Annotated in this window: 17 protein-coding genes, 1 pseudogene and 2 riboswitches; of the genes and pseudogenes, 15 read left to right on the forward strand and 3 right to left on the reverse strand. The window is 68.6% G+C overall.

All coding sequences use genetic code 11. The features are described 5' to 3' along the window. Positions 1-171: 171 nt before the first annotated feature. Positions 172-534 carry a DUF1304 domain-containing protein gene (locus tag LXT13_RS16000; RefSeq protein ID WP_233372963.1) on the reverse strand — a complete coding sequence of 121 codons (363 nt, stop codon included), beginning with the start codon at positions 532-534 and terminating at the stop codon, positions 172-174. A gap of 128 nt (positions 535-662) precedes the next feature. Between LXT13_RS16000 and LXT13_RS16005 the strand changes: the two genes are divergently transcribed. The 3 genes from LXT13_RS16005 (at position 663) to LXT13_RS16015 (ending at position 3,194) form a co-directional block, all read left to right on the forward strand. After that, positions 663-1,157 (forward strand): MarR family winged helix-turn-helix transcriptional regulator, encoded by a 495-nt coding sequence (locus LXT13_RS16005; RefSeq protein ID WP_233372964.1) that lies wholly within the window; start codon positions 663-665, stop codon positions 1,155-1,157. A gap of 48 nt (positions 1,158-1,205) precedes the next feature. Further along, positions 1,206-1,640: an organic hydroperoxide resistance protein gene (locus tag LXT13_RS16010; RefSeq protein WP_233372965.1), complete on the forward strand. Its 435-nt coding sequence runs from the start codon at positions 1,206-1,208 to the stop codon at positions 1,638-1,640. Between the two features lie 96 nt (positions 1,641-1,736). Further along, positions 1,737-3,194 carry an esterase-like activity of phytase family protein gene (locus tag LXT13_RS16015; RefSeq protein ID WP_233372966.1) on the forward strand — a complete coding sequence of 486 codons (1,458 nt, stop codon included), beginning with the start codon at positions 1,737-1,739 and terminating at the stop codon, positions 3,192-3,194. Here the strand turns inward: LXT13_RS16015 and LXT13_RS16020 are convergent. Beyond that, entirely contained in the window at positions 3,191-4,126 is a 936-nt protein-coding gene (locus tag LXT13_RS16020; RefSeq protein WP_233372967.1) for an asparaginase, read from the reverse strand. The two genes, LXT13_RS16015 and LXT13_RS16020, sit on opposite strands and share 4 nt — an antisense overlap. A gap of 65 nt (positions 4,127-4,191) precedes the next feature. Between LXT13_RS16020 and lexA the strand changes: the two genes are divergently transcribed. The 12 genes and pseudogenes from lexA to LXT13_RS16080 all read left to right on the forward strand — a co-directional run bounded on the left by lexA (position 4,192) and on the right by LXT13_RS16080 (position 19,496). Further along, positions 4,192-4,863, forward strand: coding sequence for a transcriptional repressor LexA (gene lexA / locus LXT13_RS16025; protein ID WP_233372968.1), 672 nt, complete (start codon positions 4,192-4,194; stop codon positions 4,861-4,863). Between the two features lie 51 nt (positions 4,864-4,914). Next, positions 4,915-5,094: pseudogene (locus tag LXT13_RS16030) on the forward strand (DUF72 domain-containing protein); the annotation flags it as partial. A gap of 364 nt (positions 5,095-5,458) precedes the next feature. Then, a complete protein-coding gene (locus LXT13_RS16035) occupies positions 5,459-6,277 on the forward strand; it encodes a hypothetical protein (protein WP_233372969.1) in 819 nt (272 codons plus the stop codon). Positions 6,278-6,382: 105 nt separating this feature from the next. After that, a complete protein-coding gene (locus LXT13_RS16040; RefSeq protein ID WP_233372970.1) occupies positions 6,383-7,252 on the forward strand; it encodes a lysophospholipid acyltransferase family protein in 870 nt (289 codons plus the stop codon). 17 nt (positions 7,253-7,269) lie between these two features. Next, entirely contained in the window at positions 7,270-8,169 is a 900-nt protein-coding gene (locus LXT13_RS16045; RefSeq protein ID WP_233373214.1) for an aspartyl/asparaginyl beta-hydroxylase domain-containing protein, read from the forward strand. Positions 8,170-8,259: 90 nt separating this feature from the next. Beyond that, on the forward strand, positions 8,260-11,532 hold the full coding sequence (locus LXT13_RS16050) for an amidohydrolase family protein (RefSeq protein ID WP_233372971.1): 3,273 nt from the start codon (positions 8,260-8,262) through the stop codon (positions 11,530-11,532). 12 nt (positions 11,533-11,544) lie between these two features. Then, a riboswitch (glycine riboswitch) is annotated at positions 11,545-11,642 on the forward strand. A gap of 20 nt (positions 11,643-11,662) precedes the next feature. Continuing rightward, a riboswitch (glycine riboswitch) is annotated at positions 11,663-11,786 on the forward strand. A gap of 27 nt (positions 11,787-11,813) precedes the next feature. Next, positions 11,814-12,926 (forward strand): glycine cleavage system aminomethyltransferase GcvT, encoded by a 1,113-nt coding sequence (gene gcvT / locus LXT13_RS16055; protein ID WP_233372972.1) that lies wholly within the window; start codon positions 11,814-11,816, stop codon positions 12,924-12,926. Positions 12,927-12,945: 19 nt separating this feature from the next. Continuing rightward, complete coding sequence (gene gcvH, locus LXT13_RS16060; RefSeq protein ID WP_233372973.1) at positions 12,946-13,320, forward strand: glycine cleavage system protein GcvH; 375 nt, start codon at positions 12,946-12,948, stop codon at positions 13,318-13,320. Positions 13,321-13,342: 22 nt separating this feature from the next. Then, a complete protein-coding gene (gene gcvP, locus LXT13_RS16065; RefSeq protein ID WP_233372974.1) occupies positions 13,343-16,225 on the forward strand; it encodes an aminomethyl-transferring glycine dehydrogenase in 2,883 nt (960 codons plus the stop codon). Between the two features lie 112 nt (positions 16,226-16,337). Beyond that, complete coding sequence (locus LXT13_RS16070; RefSeq protein ID WP_233372975.1) at positions 16,338-17,726, forward strand: L-serine ammonia-lyase; 1,389 nt, start codon at positions 16,338-16,340, stop codon at positions 17,724-17,726. A gap of 65 nt (positions 17,727-17,791) precedes the next feature. Beyond that, positions 17,792-18,682, forward strand: coding sequence for a polysaccharide deacetylase family protein (locus LXT13_RS16075; RefSeq protein ID WP_233372976.1), 891 nt, complete (start codon positions 17,792-17,794; stop codon positions 18,680-18,682). A gap of 16 nt (positions 18,683-18,698) precedes the next feature. Further along, complete coding sequence (locus LXT13_RS16080; protein WP_233372977.1) at positions 18,699-19,496, forward strand: NRDE family protein; 798 nt, start codon at positions 18,699-18,701, stop codon at positions 19,494-19,496. 3 nt (positions 19,497-19,499) lie between these two features. Here the strand turns inward: LXT13_RS16080 and LXT13_RS16085 are convergent, their stop codons facing one another. Beyond that, complete coding sequence (locus LXT13_RS16085) at positions 19,500-21,422, reverse strand: sialate O-acetylesterase (RefSeq protein ID WP_233372978.1); 1,923 nt, start codon at positions 21,420-21,422, stop codon at positions 19,500-19,502. Positions 21,423-21,473 lie beyond the last annotated feature (51 nt).

The following is a 21,473-nucleotide window of genomic DNA, read 5'->3' on the forward strand; positions in this document are numbered from 1 at the left end:
GCAAGCTTCAGCGGCACCGCGTTGTTGGCCAGCCAGCGCTTCATGAACGCTGCGTAGCGCACGCCGCCCGGCTGGTCGCTGAGGGCGCCGGGCCAGTCGTTCTCCGCGTGCGTCATGCACCCGCTTGGCGATCTCGCTGTTGGATATGCCACGAATTAACGGAACGGGACACTAGTTCAGCAGCACGGCGGCCAGCGTGATTGCGCCTGGCAGCGCCTGCACGAACAGGATCTTGCGCGACGCAGTGGCTGCGCCGAACACGCCGGCCACGATGACGCAGCCCAGGAAAAACACGAGCCAGGGACGGCCCGCGCCCGCCGCGCCCTGCAAGACACCCCACGCCAGTCCGGCGGCCAGGAAGCCGTTGTAGAGCCCCTGGTTGGCGGCCAGCACGCGCGTCTGCTCGGCGAAATCGGCCTTGAGCCCGAAGGCCTTGCGTCCCTGCGGCTTCGTCCACAGGAACATCTCCAGCACCAGGATGTACACGTGCAACAGCGCCACCAGCGCAGCGAGCACGTTAGCAACCATCGCCATCCCGCTTCTCCTCTTTTGTTGGGGGTCGCGCATCCTCTCAGATCCTGACAAGCTCCAAGTCTCCCGCGGCGCGATCACGAAAGACCATTTAAGTTGTGTGCAATTGAATTGCTCACTACATTAATGCCATGGCACGCAGCAACGCACCCACACCCGACGATCCCCGCGATGAATGGTTGCGGTTGGACCGGCAGCTGTGCTTTGCGCTGTACAGCAGTTCGCTGGCCATGACCAAGATCTACAAGCCGCTGCTGGCCCCGCTGAGCCTGACCTACCCACAGTACCTCGTCATGCTGGTGCTGTGGGAGGCTGACGGCGCGGAGGCGGTACTTAGCGTGGGCCAGCTCGGCCAACGACTCTCGCTGGATTCCGGCACGCTAACGCCGCTGCTCAAGCGCCTGGAAGCGCTGGGTTATGTCGAACGCCGCCGCGCCCGCGATGACGAGCGCCGCGTCGACGTGCTGCTGACGCCTTCCGGCCGCAAGCTGCGCAAGCTGGCGCGCGACATCCCCGGCCAGCTCGCCGGCGCCAGCGCCTGCGAGCTCGACGAACTCGTCTCGCTGACGCAGCGGCTCCAGCTGCTGCGCCAGCAACTTCACCGCGCCGCCGAGGCCGCCGCCTGACCCCGTCCTTTTTTCCCCGCCCCCCCCAACCACCTGAAGGAGCCCACCATGGCCATCGAAAAAGCCCTCTATACCGCCACCGCCACTGCCACCGGCGGCCGCGCCGGCACCGCCAAGTCGTCGGACGGCGTGCTGGACCTCGTGCTGACCACGCCCAAGGAACTCGGCGGCAACGGCGCCACCGGCACGAACCCAGAGCAGCTGTTTGCCGCCGGCTACTCGGCCTGCTTCATCGGCGCGCTGAAGGCTGTCGCCGGACGCCAGAAGATCAGCCTGCCGGCCGAGGTCTCCATCACTAGCGACGTGGCCATCGGCCCGCACGCCAACAAGCCCGGCGCCTTCGGCATCCAGGTCGACATGCGCATCTCCATCCCCGGCATCGACCGCGCGACGGCCGAGACGCTGGTCGCGACGGCCCACGAGGTCTGCCCGTACTCCAACGCCACGCGCGGCAACGTCGACGTGACGCTGACGCTGGTCTGACCCCGCGTTCGAGTGGCAGGCGCGCTGGCGCCTGTCACGCCGCCGTCATGCGGGCTGGCAAGCATCCCGGGTTCCCCATTCCTCAGGAGACCCGTCATGCGCCCCAGCCTTGTCACCACTGCCGTCGCCGGCGCCTTGCTCGCCCTGTCGGCGGGCACCCGGGCCGCCCAGCCCGTACTGATCGCGACCGGCAGCCTGAGCGGTGCGCTGAATGACCTCTCCGGGCTGAACTACTCGCTGGAGAACGGCGCCTCGGCCAGCTTGCTCGGCGGTCTGGGTTCCGGGCTGGCCTGGGCCGGCGGCAACACCTTCCTGGCACTGCCCGACCGCGGCCCCAACGCGACGTCGTGGAATGCGGCGGTGGACGACACGACGTCCTTCATCCCGCGCTTCCAGACGCTGCAGCTGAATCTCACCGCCAGCGCCCCTGGCACCACGCTGCCGTTTACGCTGACGCCGACGCTGCAGAACACGACGCTGCTCTACAGCAGCTCGGCTCTGAACTACGGCGCCGTCGCACCGACGACGACCGGCCTCGTCGCCAGCAATGCGCTCAACGCCGGCGGCAAGTACTACTTCTCCGGCCGCTCGGACAACTTTGCCGCCGGCCTGTCCACCAACCCGGCCAATGCCCGCTTCGATGCCGAAGGCCTGCGCGTCTCGGCCGACGGCAAGAGCGTCTTCATCTCCGACGAGTACGGCCCCTACGTCTACCAGTTCGACCGCGCCACCGGCCAGCGGCTGCGTAGCTACGCGTTGCCCGACTCCTTCGCGATCAGCAAGCTCAGCGCGAGCAAGGACGTGGAGTTCACCAACACCAGTGGCCGCGTGACCAACAAGGGCATGGAAGGACTGGCGATCTCGCCCGATGGCAAGACGCTGTTCGGCTTCATGCAAAGCCCGCTGATCCAGGACGGCGGCGATGGCGGCAGCTTCAACCGCATCGTCAAGATCGACGTCGCCTCGGGCGCCGTCAGCCAGTTCGCGTTCAACAACGTCATCAACGGCAAGAGCTACAACAGCAGCGAACTGCTAGCGCTGAACGACCACGAACTGCTGGTGCTGGAGCGCGACGGTAAGGGCCTGGGCGACGGCTCGCCGGGCTCCAATGCAGCCGTCAAGCAACTGATCAAGGTCGACCTGACCGGCGCCACCGAGGTCAGCGGCATCGCCGACCTGCGCACGCAACCCGGCGCCGCCGTGGCCGGCACGCAGTTCCTCGACATCCGCGCCGCGCTGAACGCCGCCGGCATCTCCGACGCGCAGATCCCTTCAAAGCTCGAGGGCATCGCGTTCGGCGAGGACGTTGTCGTCGACGGCGTCACGAAGCACACGCTTTACCTGGCCAACGACAACGACTTCCTCGGTGCCGTGACGCCCAAGGGCGGCAAGGTCGCCAGCCAATACAACAACCAGTTCTTCGTCTTCGCGTTCGACAGCAGCACTTTCGTGCCGCAGGCCTTCACGAGCGCAGTGCCTGAGCCGGGCAGCTACGCGATGCTGGCCGCCGGCCTCGGCGTGCTGGGCGTCATCGCCCGCCGCCGCAAGGCTTAAGACGCCAGAAGGGCCAGCAGCATCTCAATCCTGGCCTTGACCGGGCTCAGCGCGCCGGCCGCTGGCAGCTGGCCCGGCAGGTTCATGACGGGGCCGGCATCGCAGCGGGTGCTGCGCAACACGCGCGCACCCGCTGCCTCGGCTTCGCGCAAGGCGGCGTCGAGCGGCGCGGCCAGCGTGCCGTTGCCGGTTCCTGCAGCAACGATGCCGTCCACGCCCGCCGCCACCAGGGCACGCACGATGCGGCCATCGGCCCCCGCGTGGTTGAGCACGATGTCCACCCGCGGCCACAGCGCCACGGGCCGGGCAATATGCGCGAGCCCCAGCGCATCACCTGCCGGCCAACGGCCCAGCAGTCTCACGGCGCCCTCCTCTACGCGCGCGACGAGCGCACCGTCGGCGGACTCGAACGCGTCGACGCGATAGCTGTGCACCTTGCGCACCTGCGTCGCGTCGTGCACCCGCCCGGCGAGCGCCACCACCACGCCCGCCGCACCCGGCGCGCGCGCGACCTGCACGGCGTCGAACAGGTTCTGCGGGCCGTCGGCAGCCAGAGCGGTCGCCGGTCGCATTGCTGCGGTCAACACCACAGGCTTTTCAGGCGCCAGCACGCGGTGCAGAAAATAGGCCGTCTCTTCCAGCGTGTCGGTGCCGTGGGTGATGACGATGCCGCCCACCTCGGGCCGTCGCAGGTGCTCGTCGACGGCCTGCGCCAGTCGCTGCCAGGTCGCGCCGTCCATGTCCTTGCTGTCCAGTTGCGCCACCTGGTGCGCCTCCAGCGGCTGACCGGCCAGGCCCGGCACGGCGGCGAGAAGGTCGTCCACACGCAACTGCGCGGCGGTGTAGCCGACCCCGTCGCCTGCGGTTCGGGCGGTGCCGGCGATGGTGCCGCCCGTCCCCAGAATGACGGTCAAACGGTCAAGGGTTTGCAATTCACTGGTCTCCTGGACAAAAATACAGGTGCTGGACAAATTGCCAGCCATCAAAAAGGCCGCCCGTGCAAGACCGACCCAAGCTTACCGCCCGCCAGCAGCAGATCTTCGACCTTGTCCGCCACACCATCGAAAGTACCGGCGCCCCGCCCACCCGAGCGGAAATCGCCACCGAGCTGGGATTCAAGTCGGCCAATGCGGCCGAGGAGCATCTGCAGGCGCTCGCGCGAAAGGGCATGCTGGAACTCGTGGGCGGCACGTCGCGCGGCATCCGCCTGAAGTCCGACGCGCTGAATGCCGTCAATCGCGCCCGGCAGACGCACCTGCCGCTGCCCACGCTGGCCCAGCTCACACTGCCGCTGATCGGCCGTGTCGCCGCGGGCGCGCCCATCCTCGCGCAGGAGCACGTGGAGCAGACCTACACGGTCGAGCCCGCCCTCTTCGCCCGGAAGCCCGACTACCTGCTCAAGGTCAAGGGCATGAGCATGAAGGACATCGGCATCCTTGACGGCGACCTGCTCGCCGTGCAGTCCGCCAAAGAGGCGCGCAATGGCCAGATCGTCGTGGCCCGCGTCGGCGAGGAAGTGACGGTCAAGCGATTCAGGCGCGGGCCGCAGGGTATCGAACTTCTGCCTGAGAACCCCGACTTCGAGCCCATCCGCGTCGACGAGACGGCAGACCACTTCAGCATCGAAGGCTTGGCCGTCGGCCTGATCCGCGGCCAGGGTTTCAACTGAGCCGCTGAAGCCGGTCGACCTCGCGGGCACGCGCCCTTCCCTCCGGCGGCCATGGGCAGCAGGGCACCGGCGCCGCGAGGCGACATCCGCATCGGCATCTCCAGCTGGCGCTACGCGCCGTGGCGCGGCGTGTATTGCGCGAAGGGCCTGTCGCAACGGCGTGAGCTGGAGTTCGCCTCCCGCATGGTGGCGACGATCGAGATCAACGGCTCGTTCTATTCGCTGCAGCGGTGCGGGACGCACTGGCGGGCTTCACCGGCGGACGCGACGAAGCGATCGCCAAGCGACGGCTTCTGCTACTTCGACAACGATGTGAAGGTCCACGCGCTATACGACGCCGCGGCACTCAGCCGCAAGCTGGGCGTCGCCAGCGCGCTCGGCGAGCGGGGCGCCGCGTTGCCCGCGGGCTGGGCCGAGGAGACGCCGCGGCCCCGCGCGCCGGGCTTTTGGCCGACACGCTGAACGACCCGACGCCCGCCGCGGGGCCACTGCCCCTGCTTTGGGCGACAACCTGAACCTGCTCCGGCAACCTGCGACCCCACGAGCCGCGCATACTGCCGCGCCCGTCGACTGCGACGTTTACCCGCACGCTGTCATGCCGTTCCTGCCGCAACTTCCAGATCGACCTGCACTGCGGCTCCTCGTCGCCGCGCTCGCATCGCCGTTGGCGCCGGCCTGGGCTGCGCCAGCCGCGCCGGCACTGCCCACGCAGCTCGTCTGCAAGCCCGACGTGAATCACGTCTTCAGCGTCAGCCGCTATGCAGTGGGCACGCCGCTGGCGGTGAGCGCAAGCGTCAGCGCCGGGACCCGGGATTGCGACTTCGCCAGCACCGGGTCGCCGACGGCGCTGCCAGGTGGCGCATGGCGGTTCGAATGGGATGACGAGACGCTGGGCCAGCGCCAGCGTGTCGACGTGAGCCGGGCTGGCGCCGATGGCTACACGGTCGCCTTCAATCCCGCCACCTGTGGCGCACTGCGGCTGCCCGCCTCGGTCGCGCTCAGCCCCAGTGGCAGGGGCTGCGCTGTGTCGGTCGACCGCGATGGCGCGTTCGTGCAGTTCTGGCAGCAGCTGCGCGACGCGCTGGCGCGACGCGACGGTGACTTGCTGCAGCGGCTCTCGCTACCGCAGCTTGAGTTCGTCGACGGGCCCGACATCGTCAAGGCCCCGTCGTCGATTATGCGCACGGCCGCCCGTTGCCTGCCCGGCGTACCGGCGACGACGAAGGCGCTGGACCTGGGCGAGATCCTGCGTTCCGCCGAGGCACCGCGGCTGGACATGCCGCCGCTGTCGCGTCGAGGCGATGCGCGCATCGACTTTGCCGGCGCGATGAGCCTGACCTGGACGCCTCAGGGCTGGCGCATGGACGGCTTCAACGCCAGCCCGGGCGTCTTCAGTCGCTGCGAGACCCGCTGACCAGACACGGCCGCCGGCCGGGCCGCCCGCCACACGCACTACCATCCCGCCCCTGATTCGAGGGACATGAAGCATGCAGTGGATGGATTTCGCTGAGGGCCTCACATGGGCGTGAGGCTGCTCGTGGGGCTGGTGTGGCTGCTGAGCTGGCTGCCGTTCCGCGTCATTTCGGCGCTGGGCTGGCTGTTCGGCCAGCTGATCGCCGCACTGCCAACGTCCCGCCGCCACATCGGCGAGGTGAACCTGCGGCTGTGCCTGCCGGAGTGGACGGAGGCCCAGCGCCGTCGCCTGCTGCGCCGGCATTTCGTGGCCATGGTGCAGATGCTGCTGGAGTACGGCTACGGCTGGTTCGCGTCGCAGGAGCAGCTCAAGCGCCTGGTGCGCATCGAAGGCATTGAGCACTTGCGGGCGCTCGAAGGACGCAACGTCATCCTGATGATGCCGCACTTCACCGGCCTGGACCTGGCCGGGCTGCGCATCTCGCTGGAGACGCCCGTCGTCAGCATCTACTCGGTACAGAAGGACCCGTGGCTGGACGCCTTCTTCCGGGCGAAGCGGCTGCGCTTCGGCACCGGCATCATCTTCGCGCGCCAGCAGGGCACGCGGCCGACGCTGCGCGCGCTGAAGGACGGCTACCGCCTGTACTACCTGCCCGACCAAGACTTCGGCCACCGCGACTCGGTCTTCGTGCCCTTCTTCGGCGTGCCGGCGGCCACCATCGGCGGGCTGTCGCGCATGGCGGCAGTCACGAAGGCTGCCGTGCTGCCCTGCTACCCGCGCCGCGAGGCCGATGGCTACACGCTGATCATCGAGCCAGCGCTGGACAACTTTCCCACCGATGACCTCGTGGCCGACGCGACGCGCATGAACGCCGTCATCGAAGCCCAGGCCAGAAGACAATTGCACCAGTACTTCTGGCTGCACAAGCGCTTCAAGTCCCGGCCGCCCGGCGAACCGGACTTCTATTCCTCATGACTCACGACGTCCCGTACATCAAGCTCGCCATCGTCGCGGCCTTCATCGCCAGCACGGTCTACGTGCACTACCGCGGCCGCGTGCGGCTGCGCTTCTTCCGCCAGTTGATGGATCACTCCACCTTCATGGCGCCGATCAACTGCCTGATGTACATGTTCTCGCGGCTGCCGGCCCGACCCTACCTCCCGGTGGCGAGCTTCCCCGAGCTCAAGCTGCTGGAGGACCGCTGGAAGGACATCCGCGCCGAGGCCTTCAAGCTGGCCGAAGCCGGCGAGATCAAAAAGAGCGACAAGTACAACGACGCTGGCTTCAACAGCTTCTTCAAGACCGGCTGGACTCGCTTTCACCTGAAGTGGTATGACGACGCGCACCCGTCGGCCAGGGCGATGTGCCCGGTCACGACCGAGCTGCTGCAGCGCATCCCGAGCGTGAAGGCCGCGATGTTTGCCGCGCTGCCGCCCGGTGGCCGGCTGGTGACGCACCGAGACCCGTTCGCCGGCTCGGTGCGCTACCACCTGGGACTGGTGACGCCCAACGACGACCGCTGCTACATCTCGGTCGACGGCGAGCGCTACTCCTGGCGCGACGGCCAGGGCGTCATCTTTGACGAGACCTACCTGCACTACGCCGAGAACCAGTCGGACCAGATGCGCATCATCCTGTTCTGCGATGTCGAACGGCCGCTGAACAACCCGGTGGCGCGCTGGTTCAACCGCTTCATCAGCGGCACGCTGATCCGCGCGGCCGCGGCCCCCAATTCGGACACCGACCGCACCGGCGGCATCAACCGGCTGTTCGCCTACGTGCAGCAGGTGCGCCTGTTCGGCAAGCGCATCAAGGCACGCAGCCGCTTCGCCTACTACGGGCTGCAGTGGCTGATATTCGGCGGCCTGCTGGTCTGGTGGCTGTTCGGCTGAAACCAGTGGCGAACCTTGTCCACCCGTGACGAACGGTGGGCAAGTCAGCCTTGTTTAGCATCGAAGGCTTGGTCATTTCACCCGCCTTCGATGTCCCGACTGACTGCCACCCCGGCCCTGCTGCTGGCCGCTGCCCTCGCCGCCCACGCCCAGCCGGCGCGCCAAGACTCTGCCGCCGCCCCGGCTGTGGCGGCGTCGGCCGCCTGGAACGTCAATACGCCGCCCGGCGTGCCGAAGACGGCCCGTATCGACGTCACCACCGGCACATGGATGAGCGTGGACGTCAGCCCTGACGGCAAGACGCTCGTCTTCGATCTGCTGGGTGACCTTTACACGCTGCCGATCAGCGGCGGCGAGGCCCGGCCGCTGACGCATTCCATCGCCTGGGAACAGCAGGCGCGCTTCTCGCCCGACGGCCAGCGGATTGCCTTCCTGTCCGACGCGGGCGGCGGCGACAACCTCTGGGTCATGGATGCCGATGGCCAGAATGCCCGCGCCGTCACGAAGGAAGACTTCCGGCTGCTGAACAACCCCGTCTGGCATCCCGGCGGCAAGTTCTTGCTCGCCCGCAAGCACTACACCGGCACGCGCAGCGCCGGCTCGGGCGAGATCTGGCTCTACGCGGTGAACGCCGACGCCGCCACGAACAAAGGCGTGCAGCTCAACGAGAAGCCCAACTGGCAGAAGGACCTCGGCGAGCCTGCCATCTCGCCGGACGGCAAATACCTCTACTACTCGCAAGACACGACGCCCGGCCGCGTGTTCGAGTACAACAAGGACGGCAACCGCGAGATCTACAAGATCTTCCGCCAGGACCTGGCCGACGGCTCGGTCGAGCCCTTCGTGCAAGGCCCCGGCGGCGCTGTGCGCCCGACGCCATCACCCGATGGCAAGTACCTCGCGTTCGTGCGCCGCGTGCGCAACCAGAGCACGCTGTTCCTGAAGGACTTGCAGACCGGCGTCGAGCGCCCGGCCTGGAGCGGCCTGTCGCGCGACCTGCAGGAAATCTGGGCGATGTGGGGCGTTTACCCGAGCTTCGCGTGGATGCCAGGCAGCAAGGAGCTGGTCGTCTGGGCCGAGGGCAGAATCTGGCGCGTCGACCCATTCAAGGGCAGCGCCGCCGAGATCCCGTTCCACGTGAAGGACACGCGCGAGCTGCGCGAGCCGATGCGCTATGCGCAGACCGTCGCGCCGGACAGGTTCCCGGTGCGCCAGGTGCGCGGCGCCCAGGTGTCGCCGGATGGCCGGCGCGTCGTCTACTCGGCGCTGGGCTCGCTGTACGTCAAGGACCTGCCCGACGGCACGCCGCGCCGCCTGACCAGGCAGACCGAGGCCTTCGAGTTCGACCCGCGCTGGTCGCGCGACGGCAAGAGCCTCGTCTACGTGACGTGGCGTGACGACACGCAGGGCAGCGTCCGCCGGCTGGACCTGAGCACCGGCAAGGACACCTTGCTTGTCAAGGAGCCCGGTAAGTACCTGGAGCCGCAGCTGTCGCCAGACGGCCGACAGGTGGTCTACCGCAAGGTCAAGGGCGGCGGCCTCACCAGCCCCTGGTACAGCCTGGACACCGGCCTCTACATTGCCGCGGCCGATGGCTCCGGCAAGCCGGAACGCTTCAGCAAGGACGGCAGCGACCCGCAGTTCGGCGTGCGCAGCGACGAGGTGTTCTTCACGAAGACCAGTAGCAACAGCGAGGTCGAGCAGCGCTTCTCGCTGATGCGGCTGAACCTGCGCGACCGCAGCGAAACCGAGGTGGCGCGCAGCGAGGCCGCCAGCGAGTACAGCGTCTCGCCCGACGGCCAGTGGCTGGGCTTCGTCGAGCGTTATCACGCCTACGTCACGCCGCTGCCGCATGCGCAGGGCCAGGCCGGCAAGACGCTCACAGTCGGCGCCAAGATGGACGCGCTGCCGGTAAGGCAGCTGGACGTCAACGCCGGCCATGACCTGCACTGGAGCGGCGACAGCCGCCTTCTGCATTTCACGCAGGGCGACGAGCTGTTCACCGCGGCGGCCGAGGGCAAGGACAAGGCCACGGGCCAGAAGATCGGCTTCGACCAGGCCAGCGACAAGCCGACCGGCCGCATCGCGCTGACCGGCGCGCGGCTCGTGACGATGAAGGGGGACGAGGTCATCGAAGATGGCACCGTCGTGATCGACGGCAACCGCATCGTGGCCGTCGGCAAGGACGTCGCCATCCCGGCCGACGCGCAGCGCATCGACGCCCGCGGCAAGACCATCGTGCCGGGCTTCATCGATGCCCACTGGCACGGCGCGATGAACGACTCGGGTCTGATCCCGCAGCAGAGCTGGGTCAACCTGGCGTCGCTGGCCCTCGGCGTGACGACGCTGCACGACCCGTCCAACCTCAGCTCAGCCGTCTTCACGCAGGCCGAGATGCAGCGGGCCGGCATCGTGCAGGGGCCGCGCATCTACTCGACCGGCACCATCCTCTACGGCGCCCGCACGCCGTTCTACTCCAACGTCAACGGCCTGGACGACGCCCTCACGCACCTGAACCGCCAGAAGTCCGACGGTGCCATCAGCGTGAAGAGCTACCAGCAGCCGCGCCGCGACCAGCGCCAGCAGGTGCTGGAAGCCGCTCGCCAGACCGGCCTGATGGTCGTGCCCGAGGGCGGCGCGCTGTTCCAGAACAACATGACCATGGTCGTCGACGGTCACACGACGGTGGAGCACGCCTTGCCCATCGCCGAGGTGTGGGACGACGTCAGGCAGCTGTGGGGCCAGCAGGCCACCGGCTACACGCCGACGCTGAACGTCGGCTATGGCGGCCTGGACGGCGAGCACTACTGGTACGCGCGCACGGACGTCTGGAAGCATCCGCTGCTGAGCCGCTATGTGCCGCGCGCAGTGCTGGAGCCGCGCTCGATACGCCGCGAGACCGCGCCGGAGGAAGACTTCAACATCATCCGCGTCGCCCGCACCGCCACGGCATTGTCGCGCGCTGGCGTGAACACGATGATCGGCGCGCACGGCCAGCGCGAGGGCCTGGGGGCGCACTGGGAGATGTGGATGTTCGTGCTGGGCGGCATGACGCCGATGGAGGCACTGCGCACCGCCACCATCAACCCGGCGCGCAACTTCGGCTTCGACAAGGACCTGGGGTCGCTGGAGCCCGGCAAGCTGGCCGACCTCGTCGTCATCGATGGCAACCCGCTTGCCGACATCCGCCAGAGCGACCGCATCGCCCAGGTCATGCAGAACGGCCGGCTGTTCGACGCCGCGACGCTGAACCAGCTCGCCCCGGTGGCCAAGGCGCGCAAGCCGCTGTTCTTCGAGACCGCCGATGGCCGGACCATGCCCATCGACGGCGAGGCGCTGGAGAGTGGGCACCTGGGGGACTGAGCCGGCTACAATGCTCGCTTGTCAGGAGAGCGCCCCGGTGCAGGTGGGGGCCGCCGAAGGCGCAGGGTCTGCCGACCCGAACGCTCAGGCAAAAGGACTGACAAAACGCCGGACGTGGCAGACACTGACGGCGTTCCTCACTGGAGAGCGGCCGGCCGATTGCTGATCGGCGCCGGCCCACCGAAGGGGCAAGCGAGCGCGGGACCGGCCACCCGCTCGTCAATCTCTCAGGTACCAGGGACAGCGAGGACATCCAAACCCGAAATCCGTCGGAGCTCATGATGTCCTCTCTGCTGCGCACTCCGCTTCACGCCCTCCATGTCGAACTCGGCGCCAAGATGGTGCCCTTCGCCGGCTATGACATGCCGGTGCAATATCCCACCGGCGTGATGGCCGAGCACAAGCACACACGGGCGGCCGCGGGCCTGTTCGACGTGTCGCACATGGGCCAGGTCCGCCTGGTCGGCGTGGACGCCGCCGCTGCGCTCGAAACGCTGGTGCCGGTCGACATCGTCGACCTGGGCGTTTTCAAGCAGCGCTATGCGCTGTTCACGAACGACCAAGGGGGCCTGCTGGACGACCTGATGGTCTGCAAGCGGCCCGACGACCTGTTCGTCGTCGTGAACGCCGGCTGCAAGGACCAGGACATCGCCCACATGCAAAAGCATCTGGCCGGCCGCTGCGAGGTGATCCCCATGCCCGAGCGCGCACTGTTGGCGCTGCAAGGTCCGCAGGCCGTGGACGTGCTGTCCCGACTGAACCCGGACGTCGCCAAGCTGACCTTCATGACCGGCGGCTTTTTCAAGCTCGACGGCATCGACACCTTCCTGACCCGCTCCGGCTACACCGGCGAGGACGGCTACGAGATCTCCGTCCACGAGGACGATGCCGTTGCCCTCGCACGCAAGTTACTGAACCACGCCGAGGTCAAGCCCATCGGCCTCGGCGCACGCGACTCGCTGCGCCTGGAAGCCGGCCTGTGCCTGTACGGCCACGACATCGACACGGCCACCACGCCAGTCGAGGCTTCCATCACCTGGGCCATCCAGAAGGTGCGCCGCGCTGGCGGCGCGCGGGCCGGTGGCTACCCCGGCGCGGCTGTCATCGATGCGCAGCTCGCCAACGGCCCGACACGCAAGCGCGTGGGCCTGGTCGGCAAGGAGCGCATGCCAGTGCGCGAGGGCAGCAAGATCGTCACCGCCGATGGCACCGAGATTGGCGTCGTCACCAGTGGCACGCTGGGCCCGACGGTCAACCAACCGGTGGCGCTCGCCTACCTTTCGACCCCCCATGCGGCACTGGGCACCGAAGTCTTCGCCGTCGTGCGCGACAAGCGCACGCCCATGGTCGTTTCGGCCACCCCTTTCACCCCCAACCGCTACTACCGCGGCTAATCCACTCGGAGCCTGAACGATGAGCATCAAGTACACCCCCGACCACGAATGGATCGAAGTCCACGGCGACGGCACCGCCACGGTCGGCATCACCGTGCACGCTCAGGACGCGCTGGGTGACGTCGTCTTCGTGGACCTCCCCGAGGTCGGCAAGACCTACGCCGAGAAGGAAGTCGCCGGCGTCGTCGAATCCGTCAAGGCCGCAGCCGACGTCTACATGCCGGTCGACGGCGAGATCACCGAGGTCAACGAAGCGCTGCGCGATGACCCGGCGCTGGCCAACTCCGACCCGCTGAAGGCCGGCTGGTTCTTCAAGGTGAAGCTGGCCAACCCCGCCCAGCTGGACGCCCTGATGGACTCCACCGCCTACGACGCCCTGCTCAAGACCCTCTGAACTTTTCGCCGCTTTGCCCGCCATGCCGACGCCGCTCTCCATCCTCGAAGACGCCACCGAATTCCACGCCCGCCACATCGGGCCGGATGCCGTCGATGAATCTCTGATGTGCGCCGCGATCGGCGTGGCCGGCCGCAGCGCGTTGATCGACGCAGTCGTGCCCGCGGCCATCCGCCGCAGCGCCGGCATGGCGCTGCCTGCGCCCGTCACCGAGGCCGATGCGCTGGCCGAACTGAAGGCCATCGCCGCGAAGAACCAGCTCCACAAGAGCTTCATCGGCCAGGGCTACTACGGCACGCACACACCGGGCGTCATCCTGCGCAACATCCTCGAGAACCCCGCCTGGTACACGGCCTACACGCCTTACCAGGCCGAGATCTCGCAGGGCCGCATGGAGGCCCTCGTCAACTTCCAGACGATGGTGACCGACCTCACCGGCATGGACATCGCCAACGGCTCCATGCTGGACGAGGCCACGTCGGCCGCCGAGGCGGTCACGCTGGCCAAGCGCTCGGTCAAGAGCAAGAGCCACACGCTCATCGTCGCCGGCGACGTGCACCCGCAGACCATCGAGGTCATCCAGACGCGCTGCAAGCCGCTGGGTCTGGAGGTCAAGGTCGGCATGGCGCCCACGCTGATGGCCGAGAACGATTACTTCGCCGTCGTCTGCCAGTACCCCAGCACCACCGGTCTCATCCATGACCTGAAGGCCTTCACCGAGCAGGCCCACGCCAAGCAGGCCGCCTTTATCGTCTGCGCCGACCTGCTGGCGCTGACGCTGCTGCAGGCGCCCGGCGAGTTCGGCGCCGACATCGTCGTCGGCAACACGCAGCGGTTCGGCATGCCCATGGGCTGCGGCGGCCCGCACGCGGCCTTCCTGGCCTGCAAGGACGAGTTCAAGCGCTCCATGCCGGGCCGGCTGGTGGGCGTGAGCAAGGACGCGCAAGGCCACCCGGCAATGCGCTTGGCTCTGCAGACCCGCGAGCAGCACATCCGCCGCGAGAAGGCGACGAGCAACATCTGCACGGCCCAGGTGCTGCCGGCCGTCGTCGCCAGTATGTACGCTGTCTACCACGGCCCGCAGGGTCTCAAGCGTATTGCCGAGCGCGTGGCCAGCTTCACGGCCATCCTCGCCGACGGGCTGGGCAAGCTGGGCGTGAAGGTCGTTACGCCAGCCGCGTTCGACACGTTGGCCGTCGAGTGCGACGCCGCTGCCGTGCTGGCCCGCGCGCTGGCTAGCGGCGCCAACCTGCGCCGGCTGTCCGACACGCTGGTCAGCGTGTCGCTGGACGAAACCACCACGCGCGCCGATGTCGAGGCGCTGTGGACCTGGTTTGCGCCGGCCAGCACGCTGAAGCTGGCCGACTACTCGGCCGGCATCGAGAGCCTGATCCCCGCCACGCTGCGCCGCACCAGCGCCTACCTGACGCACCCGGTCTTCAACACGCACCACAGCGAGACCGAGATGCTGCGCTACATCCGCGGCCTGTCCGACAAGGACCTCGCGCTGGACCGCAGCATGATCCCGTTGGGCTCGTGCACGATGAAGCTCAACGCGACGGCCGAGATGATCCCCATCACCTGGCCCGAGTTCGCCAACCTGCACCCCTTCGCTCCGCAGGACCAGCTGGCCGGCTATGCCGAGTTGGACGCGCTGCTGCAGCAGTGGCTATGCCAGGCCACCGGCTACGCCGGCATCAGCCTACAGCCCAACGCCGGCTCGCAGGGCGAGTACGCCGGCCTGCTGGCCATCAAGGCGTGGCATGAGTCGCGCGGCGACCACCAGCGCACCGTCTGCCTGATTCCCGAATCCGCCCACGGCACCAACCCGGCGTCGGCGCAGATGTGCGGCATGAGTGTGGTCGTCACCAAGTGCGACAAGGAAGGCAACATCGACCTGGTCGACCTCAAGGCCAAGTGCGAACAGCATGCCGACAAGCTCGCCGCGATCATGATCACCTACCCATCCACGTACGGCGTGTTCGACACCCACGTGAAGGAGATCTGCGCGCTGGTGAAGGCCCACGGCGGCCGCGTCTACGTGGACGGCGCCAACATGAACGCGCTGGTCGGCGTGGCCGCGCCGGGCGAGTTTGGCGGCGACGTGAGCCACCTGAACCTGCACAAGACCTTCTGCATCCCCCACGGGGGTGGCGGCCCGGGCGTCGGCCCGGTCTGCGTCGTCGAGGACCTCGTGCCCTTCCTGCCGGCTCACCGCACGGCGGGCGTTGGCCAGGCCACGAATATCGGCGCCGTCAGCGCCGCGCCGCTGGGTAACGCGGCCGTGCTGCCGATCTCGTGGATGTACATCCGCATGATGGGCGCGGAGGGCCTCAAGAAGGCAACTGAGGTCGCCATCCTGAACGCCAACTACGTGGCGGCACGCCTGGCCGGGCACTACGACATCCACTTCAGCGGTGGCATAGCCGGCGTGAAGGGCGGCGGCGTGGCCCACGAATGCATCCTGGACCTGCGTCCGCTGAAGGACAGCTCCGGCATCAGCGCCGAGGATGTCGCCAAGCGGCTGATCGACTACGGCTTCCACGCGCCGACGCTGAGTTTTCCGGTCGCCGGCACGCTGATGGTGGAGCCCACCGAAAGCGAGAGCCGCGCCGAGCTGGACCGCTTCATCGACGCGATGATCCAGATCCGTCACGAGATCGCCGACGTCGAGGCCGGCAAGCTGCCGCGCGAGGACAACCCGCTCGTCAACGCGCCGCACACCTCGATGGTGGTCAGCGCGACCGAGTGGCCGCATGCCTACCCCCGCGAGGTCGCCGCCTTCCCGCTGCCCAGCCTGCGCCGCCAGAAGTACTGGTCACCAGTGGGCCGCGTGGACAACGTCTACGGTGACCGCAACCTGTTCTGCAGCTGCGTGCCACTCTCCGAATACGAAGAGGCCTGAGCCCTCTTCACGGGAACAAACACCCAGCGCTGCACATCGGCGATGGGCGTTTTGCTGCTGAGTCGGGGCGGCCAAAAGCTGCCCCGACTTCTTCTACTGCATCGAGGTAGGCATGGCGGTTTCTGTTTTTGACCTCTTCAAGATCGGCATCGGCCCGAGCAGTTCGCATACGGTCGGGCCGATGCGCGCCGCGCGGCTGTTCGGCCTGCGCCTGCAGCATGACGGCCTGCTCGACGCCACCACGCGCATCCAGGTCATCCTCTACGGCAGCCTGGGCGCCACCGGCAAGGGCCACGGCAGCGACAAAGCCGTGCTGCTAGGTCTCGCCGGCCACGAGCCCGACACGGTGGACGTCGAGGCCATCCCGGCGCTGCTAGAGGCCATCCGCACGGGCCGGCTGAACTTGATCGGCGAGAAGCCCATCGCCTTCGATGAAGCGCGAGACCTCATCTTCAAGCGACGCGAGACGCTGCCCTTCCATGCCAACGGCATGCGCTGCATCGCCCTCGACGCCGAAGGCACCGAGATCGCCAGCCGCATCTACTACTCGGTCGGCGGCGGCTTCGTCGTTAGCGACGAAGTGGCGGCGGACGGCAGCAAGCAGAAGGTCATCGCCCCCGACGCGACCGTCCTGCCCTACCCCTTCAAGACCGGGGAGGAGCTGCTGGCGCTGACGAAGAAGTTCGGCCTGTCCATCGCCGAAGTCATGCGCCGCAACGAGGGCCACTGGCGGCCCGACGCCGAGACGCGCGCCGGCCTGCTGAAGATCTGGGGCGTCATGCAGGCCTGCGTGCAGCGCGGCTGCCGGACCGAGGGCATCTTGCCCGGCGGCTTCAAGGTCAAGCGCCGCGCGCCCAGCCTGTACGCCAGCCTCACGTCCAACCCCGAACAGGCACTGCGCGACCCGCTGCAGGTGATGGACTGGGTCAACCTCTACGCACTGGCCGTCAACGAGGAGAACGCCGCGGGCGGACGCGTCGTCACCGCACCCACCAACGGCGCGGCAGGCATCGTGCCAGCGGTGCTGCACTACTATCACCGCTTCGTCCACGGCTCGAACGACGAAGGCGTCATCGACTTCCTGCTCACCGCCGCGGCCATCGGCATCCTATACAAGGAAAACGCCTCGATCAGCGGCGCGGAGGTCGGCTGCCAGGGCGAGGTGGGTGTCGCTTGCTCCATGGCTGCCGGCGCGCTGTGCGCCGTCATGGGCGGCACGCCGGAGCAGGTGGAGAACGCCGCCGAGATCGGCATGGAACACCACCTGGGCCTGACCTGCGATCCGGTCGGCGGTCTGGTGCAGATCCCCTGCATCGAGCGCAACGCCATCGCGTCGGTCAAGGCCATCAACGCCGCGCGCATGGCGCTGCGCGGCGACGGCACGCACTTCGTCAGCCTCGACAAGGTCATCAAGACCATGCGCGACACCGGCGCCGACATGATGACCAAGTACAAGGAAACGGCACGGGGCGGCCTGGCGGTCAACATCGTCGAGTGTTGAGCGGCGCTGCGCCGCAAGACAACTTCGTGCAAACCGAGTGAGCGAACGGCCGCAACAATGCCAGCGTGACGAAGTTCCACGCCTTCTTCGCCAGCGTGTTCGTGCTGGCCACCTCCGCCGCGCCGGCCCAGACGGCGCCCCCGCCGCTCTCCCCTGCAGCGCCGGCCAGTGCGGCCAGCGCGGTGGCCGGGCATGCGGCCCATCACCATGCCATCGAGATCCGCGCCGCCCGCGTTCGTGGCCTGTCCGAGCAGATGAACCGGCCCGCCGAAGAACTCACGCAGAGCTGCCGCTTCGAGTCGGACATCACGACCCCGCCGCCGGCCGGCCTGGTGTCGCTGACCTTCGACGACGGCCCCGAGCCCGGCGCCACCGAAGCGATCCTGGCGCTGCTGGACCAGCACCACATCCCCGCCAGCTTCTTCTTCATCGCTGCCAAGGCACAGCGCCATCCGGAGCTGGCCGCACTCGTCAAGGCGCATCCGCTGGCGCTGGTGGGCAACCATTCGTGGTCGCACCCGAACTTCCATGACATCGGCGTACCCACGCAGACGAGCGAACTGGTGCGCAGCGATGCCTCACTCGCCGCGCTGGTGGCACCCAAGCTGTTCCGCTACCCTTACGGCAACGCCAGCTGCGAGGCCAATGCCGAGTTGCAGCGGCTGGGCTACCGCATCGTCGGCTGGCATGTGGACAGTTGCGACTGGGCCTTCGACAAGACCGGCAGCATCGATGCCCACGAGGCCAAGATTTGCGGCGTGGACAAGGCCCACCGCAATCATTTCGTCGACCATGTCGTCGCTGCGCTGAAGGCCCGCAAGGGTGGCATCGTGTTGATGCACGAGATCCATCCGCATACGCTCGCGCAGCTGGGCGCGCTCATCGAACGGCTGCTGGCCGAGGGCTTCCAGTTCGCGCCGCTCACGCACCCCGCCTTCGAGCCGTCCCTGCGCTGAACGCCTGAAGCTGCCCATGTGCCTCGCCGCCATCGCGCTGGACGACCATCCCCGTTTCCCGCTCGTCATCGCCGCCAACCGCGACGAGGTCTTCGCCCGCGCCGCGGCAGCCATGGGCTGGTGGCCGGCCCGACGCGACACCCTCGCCGGCCGCGACCTGTCGGCCGGCGGCACATGGTTCGGCCTCACGCGGGCCGGCCGGCTGGCACTGCTGACCAACGTGCGGGAACCCTCGCGCCAGCGCGCCGACGCGCCCACTCGTGGCACGCTGGTGCTCGACTGGCTGTCCAGCACCGACGACGCCCCTGCGTTCGCCCGCGGGCTGGCGCCGGGCTACAACGGCTTCAATCTCATCGCAGCCGATGTGGCCAGTGGTCACTGTCACTGGATCAGCAACCGCGCCGCCGCACCCGTGGCGCTGGCGGCAGGCATCCACGCGCTGTCGAACGCGGCGCTGGACACGCCCTGGCCCAAGACGGTGGGCCTGAGTGCCGCCATGGCCGACGCGCTGGCGCAGGCCCGTAGCGCGGACGACCTGGCCGATCGGCTGCTCGACGCGCTCACCGACTCCTCGCCCGCACCCGACGCCGCGCTGCCGGACACCGGCGTAGGCCTGCTGCGCGAACGCCAGCTGTCACCGCGCTTCATTCGCATCACCGCGGATGAGGCGCCGGGCATTGCCCGCTATGGCACGCGCTGCTCGACCGTGCTCGTCCGGGAAGCCGGCGGCGCCACGCTGGTGATAGAGCGCACGTTCAACGCCGACGGGCGCGGGCTGCCGCCGGTCGTCCACCGACTGGCCGCCTGGCCCTGAGCGTCATGGACTGATGACCTGCTCGAACGGCAGCGCCGGCAGCTGCGAGCCACCGTCGTACAGCGTGCAGGTCGGCGCATCGCTCCAGCAGTAGCGCACCTTCGTCGCGCCAGGCAGGCCGCGCAGCACGACGTCCCGGCCCGACACCTCGGCCTCTGCCCAGCGGCAGCCCTGCGATCCGCACAGCTCGAAGCCGATCGGCCGCGGCCCGCCGTAGACGAGCCAGTCGCCTTCCAGCCCGTCGAAGCTGACGATCACGCGCTCCCCCTCGCGCACGGCAGCCCGTGGCGCCGGGCCGGAGGCCGAGCCTTTCTCGCCGTACAGCGCGATCGCCACCGCCCGCGCCAGCCGGCGCCCCAGCACCTCCTTGTTGGCGGGGTGGATGTCAGTCGGCTCGCCCAGGTCCACGGCGGTGGCCAGCACGGCGTGACGGTCGGCCGCGACGGCGCGGCGCTGCTCCTCGCGCAGCAGCGCCCAACCCGACTCCACCGGCTGGGCATTGCGGGCGCCGTAGTTGGCCAGCTGCACGACGGCGAACAGAAGGCCGTCGCCGAACTGCGCGCGCCAGTCGGTGAACAGGCGCGACAGCCAGCGCTGGTACGGCTGGCCGACATTGCTCTCGCCCTGGTACCAGACGGCCGACTCGAACCGGAACAGCCCCATCGGCGCCAACATGCCGTTATGCAGCACGCTGATGCCAGCCATGGCGTCCCACGGCGCTCGCGGCGGCGACTTCTGCGCGGCCGGCACGGGCTGCCAGCGCCAGCCCACGAGCGGCAGCTTCGTGCCGTCGGCCAGCACCAGCTCGCGCGGGCCGTCGCCGTAGAAGCCGCCATAACTCCACAAGTCCACAACGTTGACGACCACCGTGTTTAGACCGGCCTTCAGCGCCCCGGCCGGCACCGCGTAGCGGCGCTGCGTGCCGCCGCCGGACGTGAAACCCACCGGCTGACCATTCAGCCATGTCAGGTCGATGTCGTCGATCAGGCCCAGTTCGAGCCGTGCGGCCTGGGCCGCTTGAGTCGGCGTCAGCTCCACCGCCGCGGCGTACCAGACGGCGCCGTCGTAGGCCGCCAGCTCCGGCACGCCCCACTTCTCCCACGGCTGACTGACGTCCGGCACCGGCCGCCAGGCCTGCAGCGCGCCGGCCGTGCTGGCCCACGGCGCACCAGAGCCCCCGGTGCTGCGCCACCACTGCTCGAAGTCACGGGCAAACGCGACATTGGCCAGCCCGGCGTCGCGGGCATGCAGCTTCAGCAGTTCCTGCTGCTTGGCATAGTCAGGCAGCGAGGCGCCGGGAGACAGCCAGGCCGACAGCGCCGAGCCGCCCAGCGACGCATGCACCAGACCGATGGGCACGCCGGTACGCTGCTGCAGCGCGGCGCCGAAGAAGTAGCAGGTGGCCGACCAGCCCGCCACCGTCTGCGGCGATGCGGCCTCCCACTTCAGCGGCGATGCGAAACGGCTCAGTGGCGTTGGCGACGGACTCACGGCGACCGTGGCCATGCGCAGCTGCGGGTTAGCCGAGTTGCCGATGACGACATCCGAGTTCAGCGCGCGCGTCACCGGCACCTGCATGTTTGACTGCCCCGAGCACAGGTGCACGTCGCCGGTCAGCACGTCGTTCACGGTGACCTGCGCGCCCGACGCGGCCGTGACGTTCAGCGCGCCGGCCCGCCCAGCCGCCAGCTCCGGCAGCGCGACGCTGAAGCGCCCGGCGGCATCGGCCATCGCAGTGCGTGTCTGGCCGAAGGCCGACACAGTGATGCGTTCGCCCGCCGCGGCACGGCCGGAGACCCGGGCCTCGTGGCGCGGCAGCACCATGTGATCCTGGAAGAGGCCGTCGAGTTCGAGCGGCGCGGCGCCAGCCCCGGCGTGGGCCGCGGCCAGCAGCGCCGCGAGTGAGAGTTGCTTCAGGGTTCGCATGGCGCCGATTGGACCGCCGCGGACTGTCGCGCGCCATTGGCAATGGCCCTC

Origin of the sequence: Pelomonas cellulosilytica, from assembly GCF_021353265.1 — a bacterium.
GTDB classification, from domain to species: domain Bacteria; phylum Pseudomonadota; class Gammaproteobacteria; order Burkholderiales; family Burkholderiaceae_C; genus Pelomonas; species Pelomonas cellulosilytica.

What these genes read in the sequence shown, in the direction of transcription:
- LXT13_RS16050 (WP_233372971.1), top strand. Translation starts at nt 8,260, where the DNA reads ATGTCCCGACTGACTGCCACCCCGGCCCTGCTGCTGGCCGCTGCCCTC.
- gcvH (WP_233372973.1), top strand. Translation starts at nt 12,946, where the DNA reads ATGAGCATCAAGTACACCCCCGACCACGAATGGATCGAAGTCCACGGC.
- gcvP (WP_233372974.1), top strand. Translation starts at nt 13,343, where the DNA reads ATGCCGACGCCGCTCTCCATCCTCGAAGACGCCACCGAATTCCACGCC.
- LXT13_RS16080 (WP_233372977.1), top strand. Translation starts at nt 18,699, where the DNA reads ATGTGCCTCGCCGCCATCGCGCTGGACGACCATCCCCGTTTCCCGCTC.
- LXT13_RS16015 (WP_233372966.1), top strand. Translation starts at nt 1,737, where the DNA reads ATGCGCCCCAGCCTTGTCACCACTGCCGTCGCCGGCGCCTTGCTCGCC.
- LXT13_RS16000 (WP_233372963.1), bottom strand. Translation starts at nt 534, where the DNA reads ATGGCGATGGTTGCTAACGTGCTCGCTGCGCTGGTGGCGCTGTTGCAC.
- LXT13_RS16040 (WP_233372970.1), top strand. Translation starts at nt 6,383, where the DNA reads ATGGGCGTGAGGCTGCTCGTGGGGCTGGTGTGGCTGCTGAGCTGGCTG.
- gcvT (WP_233372972.1), top strand. Translation starts at nt 11,814, where the DNA reads ATGTCCTCTCTGCTGCGCACTCCGCTTCACGCCCTCCATGTCGAACTC.
- LXT13_RS16035 (WP_233372969.1), top strand. Translation starts at nt 5,459, where the DNA reads ATGCCGTTCCTGCCGCAACTTCCAGATCGACCTGCACTGCGGCTCCTC.
- LXT13_RS16070 (WP_233372975.1), top strand. Translation starts at nt 16,338, where the DNA reads ATGGCGGTTTCTGTTTTTGACCTCTTCAAGATCGGCATCGGCCCGAGC.
- LXT13_RS16010 (WP_233372965.1), top strand. Translation starts at nt 1,206, where the DNA reads ATGGCCATCGAAAAAGCCCTCTATACCGCCACCGCCACTGCCACCGGC.
- LXT13_RS16005 (WP_233372964.1), top strand. Translation starts at nt 663, where the DNA reads ATGGCACGCAGCAACGCACCCACACCCGACGATCCCCGCGATGAATGG.
- LXT13_RS16085 (WP_233372978.1), bottom strand. Translation starts at nt 21,422, where the DNA reads ATGCGAACCCTGAAGCAACTCTCACTCGCGGCGCTGCTGGCCGCGGCC.